At 53.2% G+C, this 9,206-nt stretch carries 9 protein-coding genes; 7 read left to right on the top strand and 2 right to left on the bottom strand.

All coding sequences use genetic code 11. The annotated features are described in order from the left end of the window. Both Q0P86_RS15845 and xseB read right to left on the bottom strand, forming a co-directional pair. A partial coding sequence (locus tag Q0P86_RS15845) for an ATP-binding cassette domain-containing protein (RefSeq protein WP_295040806.1) occupies positions 1–383 on the bottom strand: 383 nt, incomplete at its 3' end. Positions 384–385: 2 nt separating this feature from the next. Next, complete coding sequence (xseB, locus tag Q0P86_RS15840; protein WP_072976425.1) at positions 386–604, bottom strand: exodeoxyribonuclease VII small subunit; 219 nt, start codon at positions 602–604, stop codon at positions 386–388. Positions 605–632: 28 nt separating this feature from the next. Here xseB and Q0P86_RS15835 point away from each other — a divergent pair, with 28 nt between their 5' ends. The 7 genes from Q0P86_RS15835 to Q0P86_RS15805 all read left to right on the top strand — a co-directional run bounded on the left by Q0P86_RS15835 (position 633) and on the right by Q0P86_RS15805 (position 8,719). Beyond that, positions 633–1,358: a hypothetical protein gene (locus tag Q0P86_RS15835; RefSeq protein WP_295040804.1), complete on the top strand. Its 726-nt coding sequence runs from the start codon at positions 633–635 to the stop codon at positions 1,356–1,358. Then, positions 1,355–2,641 carry a hypothetical protein gene (locus Q0P86_RS15830; RefSeq protein ID WP_290996380.1) on the top strand — a complete coding sequence of 429 codons (1,287 nt, stop codon included), beginning with the start codon at positions 1,355–1,357 and terminating at the stop codon, positions 2,639–2,641. Before Q0P86_RS15835 ends, Q0P86_RS15830 begins: the two co-directional genes overlap by 4 nt. Continuing rightward, positions 2,634–3,998: a hypothetical protein gene (locus Q0P86_RS15825; RefSeq protein ID WP_291025231.1), complete on the top strand. Its 1,365-nt coding sequence runs from the start codon at positions 2,634–2,636 to the stop codon at positions 3,996–3,998. The genes Q0P86_RS15830 and Q0P86_RS15825 overlap by 8 nt, the downstream gene beginning before the upstream one ends. Beyond that, entirely contained in the window at positions 3,998–4,618 is a 621-nt protein-coding gene (locus Q0P86_RS15820) for a hypothetical protein (RefSeq protein WP_290996378.1), read from the top strand. The genes Q0P86_RS15825 and Q0P86_RS15820 overlap by 1 nt, the downstream gene beginning before the upstream one ends. Before the next feature lie 7 nt (positions 4,619–4,625). Further along, the gene (locus Q0P86_RS15815) at positions 4,626–6,218 is read left to right on the top strand and encodes a hypothetical protein (protein ID WP_295040801.1); all 1,593 of its coding nucleotides are present in this window, start codon (positions 4,626–4,628) and stop codon (positions 6,216–6,218) included. Between the two features lie 79 nt (positions 6,219–6,297). Further along, positions 6,298–7,908 (top strand): hypothetical protein, encoded by a 1,611-nt coding sequence (locus Q0P86_RS15810; RefSeq protein ID WP_295040799.1) that lies wholly within the window; start codon positions 6,298–6,300, stop codon positions 7,906–7,908. A 73-nt stretch (positions 7,909–7,981) separates the two neighbouring features. Continuing rightward, complete coding sequence (locus Q0P86_RS15805) at positions 7,982–8,719, top strand: DedA family protein (RefSeq protein ID WP_295040797.1); 738 nt, start codon at positions 7,982–7,984, stop codon at positions 8,717–8,719. Positions 8,720–9,206 lie beyond the last annotated feature (487 nt).

The raw sequence follows: 9,206 nt of genomic DNA, 5'->3' as shown, positions 1-9,206 counted from the left end.
TTTTGCGAAGCCAAACCACCCAACTTTTGCGAAGCCAAACCACCCAACTTTTGCGTAGCTAAACCTTCCAATTTTTGCAAAGCAGCCGGTCCAGCCACCTTCCCCCGACAGACGGTTTCGCCAAACAGTTTAAAAGTACCCGATGCCATCGGCACGAGCCCGACCAGGGACTTTACGAGAGTCGACTTGCCGCAGCCGGATTCCCCCACCACCGACAGGATTTTCCCCTGGGGGAGCGTAAACGACACGTCGTCCACGGCGGTAAAATAGCGCTGCACTTTACCGAGCACGCCTCCGCGCATCGGGAACTTCACAGTCAGTCCCGAAACCTCCATGGCAGGGACATCCGCATTCAGGGGAATTTCCGACGCCTTTTCAGCCATTATCAGGCACCCGTTTCCGTTTCGCCGTCCAGGTTCGAAAGCGCTTCCTGCACGTTCTTTTCCGTCGAAAGCAGGATTTGCCTGCATTTCCGCAAAAGTTCCGTAGCTTCCTGCACGGCCCCGGCCAATTCGTCGATTTCCATCTCGGAATTGTCTATGCGTTCCAGGATGTTTTCCAGACGCTCCATTGCGGTTTTATATTCAAAATTTTCGGTACTCATGTGAACGAATATAGTTATCTTTAATTCCGTGAGTTTATTCGGTAAATCCATTCTGCGTGTTTTTTGCTTTTACGGAAACTTGACAGGTTTCGCCCTTCTGAGCGTATGTCTAGGTGCGTGCAGCGACATTCCCGATTTACCCGACAGTTCCTCCAAAATTCAGGATTTCGAAGTTTACGTCCACCAGTCCGGCGAGAACACCTTTGACCCGCTCAAGATCAATTCCAACGACTCCGCCACCCTGGTCGTCCATGTCGTACCGGACGCCTACCAGGACAACGTACGGTATTACTGGTATAACGACGAAGACCTCCTGGACAGCGGTCGCAGCTACCCCGTATCAACCGTCATGACGGCGTCCCCGTTCACGGTGCAGAACTTCATTCCCGACCATGTCAAAATCATCGACAACGAAGGAAACTGGCTCGAAAAACAGATCACGGTCATCGTAAACGCTCCGCCCGAAATCAGCGATACCACTATTCCAGCCAATGGCGATACCCTCTACGGTAACAGCCATACCCCGTTCCTGTTCACCTGGTACACCTGGGACCGCGATGAAGACGACAGAATTTTCAGCACCATTGAAATCGACGGGAAATCCTACACCCTCGGCGAACTCGACAATATCCGGCAATCCGGCTTAGGCGAAGGCAAACACATTTTCAGGGTCATCGTCGAAGATTCACGTGGCGACAGGGATTCCATTCCGGCCCGCACCTTCTTTGTCCTTGACACGCTGGAGGGCAAATGACTTTCAGCAAACACCATTCCCTCTTGTTGTTCCTTCTAGGCCTCATCATCCTTGTCTGCGGGGCTTGCAGCGATTCCGATCGCTACTTGTTCGACAGTTCCGAACCGGGCGAACCCATTTCGGTCAAGGCCCTCCTCACGGCATCGTTCGATTCCTCTGTCGCCAAAGTCAGGTCCGACACAATCCGACCGGGCGATTCCCTCATCTTCCTTACAGAAGTTTACCCGTCCAAATCCATCGGACACAAGCGACACTTCTGGCTACTTGACGGAAACCCGTTTGCAAACGAATTCAGTTTCCGGAACACCATCCTTGAACTCGGCGTCCACGAAGTCGTATTCGTCTTTGTCGATTCCTTCGGCGACACCCTGAGCGATACACTCTCCGTGACCGTCGCAAATCCCCCTGCACTAGATGACAGCCTTTTCATTCCCGCCTGTGGCACCCAGAGCATCGAACCCGACTCTTCCCTAAGCTTTGCCTGGAACAGCACCGCATCCGATTCCATCAGCAAAATCAGCTACCATTTCGTCATCTGGAAATCTACAGGCGAAATCATGGTCGACACGCTCCTCAATCAGGCGAACTTCATCTACCGCAACGGATTCACTCCACTCCACAAGTACTACTGGAGCGTCTCCGCCGAAAACCAGTTCCTCCAAAAATCGGAACGGACCATCGAAGGATACTTCTATGTCAAGGGTGCATCCCGCGAAAACGCCGTGATGGGCCACCTAATAACCAATTCCGACCGAGATACCTTCACCTACCAGCTTCTCCTACAAGACAGCAACATGGTCCCCCTCAAGGAAATCAAGAGCGACAGTACCGATTTCAGCCTGGCCCCCCTTGCCGAAGGCTCCTATTCGCTCCGCGTATCCATTCCGGGACATCCCGATTTTTCGACCATCCTTTCACGCTTTTCGCTCCACGGGGAACAGGTTCTGGAACTTGACACCATCCGCCTATACGACAACAAACCGCCCGCCATCACAAGCCCGCTAGGGAGCGACACGATTGCCATCGCGGACACGCTCCGTTTTGCAGTCTACGATGCAGGCAGCGGCATTTCGGAATCCATGATTAGCGTGTTCTTCGAGAACCGTTACGTGCAAGACTTTTCATTATCGGACAACCTGCTGAAAATTCCTTTTGACAAGGACATTCGAAGCTGGACCTACAGGATTATCACCATCACCGCCATCGACTTTAGCGGCAACAGAATCAGTAAAAACTTTTATCTGAAGCCGAACACGACCCTGCCGGAGGTTTTCGGTGAATAGACTGATTCTTTCCATTCTGCTTTATGCGGTCCTGTTCCTCTCGGCCTGCGGCGACGACCACCTGGCAAGCGAATCGAACCACCTGCAGCAATTCGTCTACGCCGTCGCCGACGGTTATACCGGCGACATCGTCAACAATAATGACGCACTCGGCGACCTGTACCTGGAGCAAGGGCAAACCGTCCGGTTCTATGCGGCCTACGGCCTCGGCAAAGCCATTTTCACCGACGAGACCCTACAGCAGTATCACGGGGGGTGTTCGTGGAACATCGAAAACGACAACTTCAACCTGCCCAGTTTCCGCTACACCTTCAGCAATTCCGGAGATTTCGCCGGCTCTCTCGAAACCGTCGACCTTTACGGCGACACACTCCGTAACGATTTCAGAGTCCACGTCAACACACCCAACGGAATCACGCTTCTTTTCCCGTACAACGGCTACAACCAGGCAGAACCGACTTCCAGCCAGCAGATTCCTTTACGCTGGTCCGTCCAGGGACACGACCCCTGGGAAACATCCATCTGCCAGATTTTCATTTCAAGCGATCCCGATTCCGTCTGGGACCATGCCGTAGGCAATGTCGACTGTAACGCAAAAATTTCACTTGGCGGTTCACTTCTCGGCCCCATCAATCCCGATTCTACCGCCATCATCACAAGGGACAGTTCCTTTACCCTGTATTGGGGACTAAAGCTCCTCACCCAGAGCGCCAGTGGCAGGGTGTACCAGAACACTTCGGAGATATTCCATTTTTCAACGAAGATCCTGAACGACTCCTCGACAATCAAGATTCCCGTCGTCTACTCCAGGTTCAAGAGCAACGCGTTCCTGGAATCAAACGTCTACCTGATTTCCGCAGACGGCGACACGCTAGAAAAGCACCCTTCCGACGAACATGCATACACCGTCACGACAAAGGTCAAGGCCCAATCCAGACTCAAGATCCTGGTCAAGGAATCGCTGCGCAAGGAATATACCGCCGAAAGCGTTATGGTGGACATCCCCGCAAACACGGTTCAGACACTCGACACGATTTTCCTTACGGACAAGGTCGCCCCCCAGATATCCCCCTTCCTCGATACGATTTCTCCCGCCGATTCCATCCAGTACCTAGTCTATGACGACGGTTCCGGAATCAACGCTTCTCGGTTGAATGTTTTGGTTGACGGCGACACCATTCCAAGCGATTTCCGTTCACCTACACTCCTTTTCAGATTCAAGTGCAAGTTCAGCTGCAAAGTTGAAATTCTTGGCGAAGACAATGCGCGCAATCCACTCCCGCAAATGCATTGGTTTATCGAGAACAAGTCAAGTTACTATACCATCACGGGACCGTATTCAGGAGGAATTTTCTAATGTTCCGACTGATCGCCATTTGCCTTCTTTTTGCAAACATCGCCTTTGCCCAAAAGGTGCTGCACGTATCGACTATTCCATCCAAGGCCGACATCTACGTTCAGGACACGCGCCCAGATCATACGCAGGATCCGGACTTCGTCTCGCCCGCCTTTATCCCGCTGAACGACGACCAAGTTCTTGAAGGTGAAATTCTCGTTTCACTGTTCCACCCCGAATTTACGGACACAACCATCAGGGTCAAGCTTTCCGACAGGGACACGTCATACCTCATCGTCTCGCAACGCAGCGCCCTGGACGAGGATATCCTCAGCGAACAGAGAAGCGAACTGTCCAAGAGGCAACGCAAAAAATTCGGGAAAGGCCTGATGTTCTCGTCGGTCATCCCCTTTGCCGTGAGTGCTATCGCGGGAATCGTAAGCCAATACGAAATCAGCAAAGCAAATGACTGCAAGAGCTCCCTTCAGAATTCGGCTATTGCCGAAACAAGGCATTTCCGTCAAAACGAGCAGGACTTCAAGGATTACCGCGACAAGGCCAGAACCTCCAGGTCCGTTATGTATACCGGTCTTGCAGTCGGCGCCTCGCTCCTCACCCTCGGATTCATATTAACATTCTAGGTCGGCCATGAAAAAGTTTATCCTCTCCTTCGTACTCTTCTGGGCGTTCGCGACCTACGCAGACGAACTCCAGGGCGTCCGCGCTACCGTTGAATTGGTGACCGGCGCAAAACAGACGGCGCAGTTCCTTGGCATTCAGAACGACACGGTCAGTCTCGGGGGGTCCATCAAGGGGCAATTCACCATTGTACGCATTCCCGCCAACCGTTTCAAGAGCATTACCGACGAGCAGGGAGCCGACCTTCTCCACGCTGCAAGCAGTAACCAGAACGTAGACTCTGTCCGCACCGACAGCATCCCGGCCGACACCACAATCAGCGATACGATCGCCCGCGACGCAACTCTACAAGACACAACCGACGCAAACGCAGCCCCAATCCTCACCTACCTTGATTCCGTCGAAGGCAAGCATATCTACATTCCGCTGGAACGCCGCAGCTCCGACTCTGCGCTAGCCGAACAGCTGGACAACCTGATGACCAAGCTTATCAAGGAATCGGGAACGCCCGTCACGGTCGCTAGGCCTGACGCATTCATGAGCTGCCCCGATATCGCCTGCATCCGCGATTCACTCTCCGCCCACAAGGCCGCATCCGCCTACACCGGACGCATCACCGCCGCACGCACGCCGGATTCACTGGCAGTGCAGGCGTCGCTCTTCGTCTTCGACGATTCCACCGTCAAGGGCGCAAAAACCTCGGTCCAGATGAATTTATCCGCAATCCGCTCCCTGAGCGATGCCATGGCAAACAACAAGCTGCAAGATTTCATCAAGGCGCTCCAAGGCGAAAAGGTTTCCCCCTCCAAGCCGACTGTAAACGGCAAGAGCTATATCCATATCGAAACGGATCCCGAAGGCGCAAACATTGCCATCCACGGCAAAGAGGACATCTGCAAGAGCCCCTGTACATTTGCAACGGCCGACACCGGGAAAATCGTCCTGTACGCCTACTGGAATGTGAACCGCCAGCTATGGAGCACCAAGTCCGCTGTTAGGCCGATACCGGGTGACACCACCAAGCTTTCGCTCAAACTCAAGAAGGCAAAACCCGAACTCCGCATCACGACCATTCCGTCGGGAGCAGAAATATACGCAGGGTCGTCGCCGATTACGCCGAAGTCGGAACCCATCGGATACTCTCCGAATAAATTCACCATCTTCGAGCCAGGCCTTTCTACCGTGCAAATTCGCAAGGTCGGTTACCGTGACACCCTGGTGACCGTATTCGCCTCGCCCACCGAAATCACGGACATCGACATCCCCCTGACTCCCATCACGAACCTCCAGGAGCAAATCGTACAGGACGAATGGGAAAGCATCCGCAAGCGTCACCGCCTAGGAAAGACCCTGATGGGCACCTCTATCGCTCCGTTGCTTCTCGGTGCCCTGTTTACATACCTCGCCAGCTTGGACTACGACGATGCCGATGCCGTCAAGAACGAGCTGGGACGCCCCGCCTCGGGAGGAAAAAATTACCAGAAAAAAATCGAAGAAAACAGGGATCTGGTCGACAAGGGCGACCGCAAGATGATCATCGGAGGCTCCCTGATTGGAGCCGGAGCAATCCTACTGGGTGTCGGATTCATCCTGAACTTCTGATATTAGACCAAAAACACCTAAAAAACCCTTATTTTTTAATTTCTTTCTCCCGAAGCGCCCTAGAAAATTTAAATTTAGTATGATGCGTAAACTATTTGCCATTTTGTCTTTACTGGCGGCCGCCTCGTATGCGGCCGATTTTGAACGATCCAACTGGCGTACCCAGCTGTACCTGCAGGGTGAACCCGCCTTCTTGAATTTCAAGACCGACAAGAGCAAGACTCTCCTCGATGACGGACTTGACAAAGATGTTCTTACCGTCCCCCTTTCGTTGGGTCTTTTGTGGTCGCCCCTGATCACGCCCCTGTGGAAAGCGGACATCCCGTTTACCTTCTGGCTGGGTGCGGAAGTAAACTCCTTCCAGTTCGGCACCATCGAAGACAATCCCAAGTACACCATCCCGGATGAATCCAAGAGCGGAAAGACCAGAAAGGGCGAACAGACCGACCGTGAACTTTGGTTCCTCACTTACGCACCTTCCGTGCTCGCCGGTTTCAGTTTCAACCTAATCGGGGACCTCGACCTGCGCGTTTTGGGCGGATTCGGATTCCACTTCTTCTCTTTCTACGACGACTACAGCGGTCATACCGACCAGCATACCGAAATGGCTCAGACCGGATTCGTTTCCGGCGCGCTCGAATACCGCATCACCGAGATTTTCAAGGATGTCGACCTCAAGATTGGCGTGAATGTCCGCAAGGAATTCCTCCCCTACGAAGACATCAAGGCACGCGACAAGGACAACAGCCCAAGCCCGTCCCCGTACTCCGACCTCAAGTTCGACAAGATTTCCTACAAGTGGCCCGTACGCGTAGGCCTCGAGCTCTCGCTTGATTTCGGCCGCGAAAGTCGCCGTGACCGCCGCATGCGCTACAACCTCCACGACCGTGACGACGTCCTGCGCAAGTACAGCGAAGTCAAGGATACGCTCAGCGACTGGGACTGCATGGCCATCGAGCGCGACTACCGTTTCTACCTTGACGAAAACGGCGAACTGCCCGACATGAGCGAAGCCTACACCCGCACCCAGTTTGCGGACGTACTCGAAAGTTTCCTCGCCTTCTGCCACCCGGCAGACCTCGCCACCAAGGAAAAGCTCTACTCCACTCTCGACAGCGGCAAGGTCCAGTTGAAGGAATACCAGGTTCGCCAGGAAGATTCCCGTTTCGACCAGGTCATGGCCTCCAACGATCCGGAAATGCTCGAGATGTTCCTGCAGTACTACCCCGACTCCCCGCGTAGGCCCGAAGTCGAAGCCAAGCTGCGTTCTCTCGGCGAATACGACAAGTTCCGCGCCATCCAGGCACAGAACACCTTCAAGGCTTACCTTACCTACCTGAACGACAATCCGAACGGAGCCTTCCGCGACGAAGCCGAAGCAGGCATCTTTGAACTGGTGAAGGCTGGCAACCGCATGAAGGACTACGAAATTTACCTGAAGCGTTTCCCGGACGGCAAGTACGTGGAAGAGGCCAAGGCCGCCCTTAACCAGGCGAACAGCCAGAACTCCATCATCGAATACCAGACGGGCGAAACCTACAGCGAACCGGAACAGTCCGTGCAGCAGGAAGAAGTCGCCGAGGACGAAGAAGAGGAAGAAGTCAAGCCGTCCAAGAACAAGAAGGCTTCCAAGAAGGCGAACAAGAATGCCGCCAAGAAAAAGAACAAAAAGTCCAAGAAGAAAAAATAAGACTTTTCGACAAACCTTTGATACCCCCCTGACAACGCGTCAGGGGTTTCTTTTTCTTTCTATATTTGGTCTCATGAATAAAAAATTTTTCGCCTTAGCACTTATTAGCTTGTTCGCAGTAGCGGCATTCGCCGAGCCCACCGTAGCCGATACAGTCGCCCAAGCGGTCCCGGTCAAATCTACGGGAATCTACACCCAGATTATTGACTGGTATAACGAGCATCTGAATTACTGGTCCATCGCCCTCCTGATGGCCGTCGAAAGTTCATTCATTCCATTCCCGTCGGAGCTCGTGGTGCCCCCCGCCGCCTACAAGGCGCTGCAGCCGGGCTCGGGGCTCAGCATCGTGCTGATTGTCATCGCCGCAAGCGCAGGCGCCCTCGTCGGGGCGTACATCAACTACTTCCTCGCCAAGTTCCTCGGTCGACCAATTATCTACAAGTTCGCCGACAGCCGTCTGGGACATTTCCTGTTGCTGGACACGCAGAAGCTCGAAAAGGCAGAAAATTACTTCCGTGAACACGGAGCCATTTCTACGTTCGTGGGCCGCCTCATCACCGTAATCCGCCAGCTGATTTCTATCCCGGCGGGTATCGCGAACATGAAGCTGATTCCATTCACCCTGTACACTTTCCTAGGCGCCACCATCTGGAACTGCGTCCTTGCGGGACTCGGCTACCTCGCCCACGGCCAGAAGGACATTATCGAGAAATACAATTCCGAGCTCGCCATCGCCCTCCTCGCCTTCGGCGCCCTCTTTATCGGCTACATGGTCTGGAACGCCGTAAAAAGCAACAAGCCCAAAGCTTAAGCCTGCCCCATAATTCAGTCAAATCAAAAAGTTTTAATGGCAAGTTTTTGGACTTGCCTTTTTTGTACATAATTTTATATTGATTCAAGTAGATTCCGACAATCCTGCTGACACCGAGAAAATGACGCCGTTGGCGTCCGTACAATAGTCTCGGTCATCGTTTCAGGCAAGCTTGAAACTGCGACTTTTGACTCAGTACTATTCAGGGCAGGAAGTTTCACTATCTGCTTGAGGTCGTCGCCCTTTGCGATCTTGACAATAAGCCGACCCTGCCCTGCAGGGAACCGGCCCTGTGGCTATCAACGTAGAGCACCGTCTGCAAAGCAGACGTTAATACAAGTCAATTCATTGGTTTGTAGGCGATTGCGATTTGAGCAATCGATAGTGCTCTAGTATACCGTCTGCAGACCACAACTTATCAATCTTTTTATAAGCAAGGAGCCCTTTATGAACAAGGGACAATACGCAGGCATGCTCCGGGAAATCG

It is taken from the genome of uncultured Fibrobacter sp. (assembly GCF_946062555.1).
Lineage (GTDB): Bacteria > Fibrobacterota > Fibrobacteria > Fibrobacterales > Fibrobacteraceae > Fibrobacter.
The sequence above is the reverse complement of the archived record's forward strand: the minus strand, read 5'-3'. Positions and strand labels throughout refer to the sequence as shown.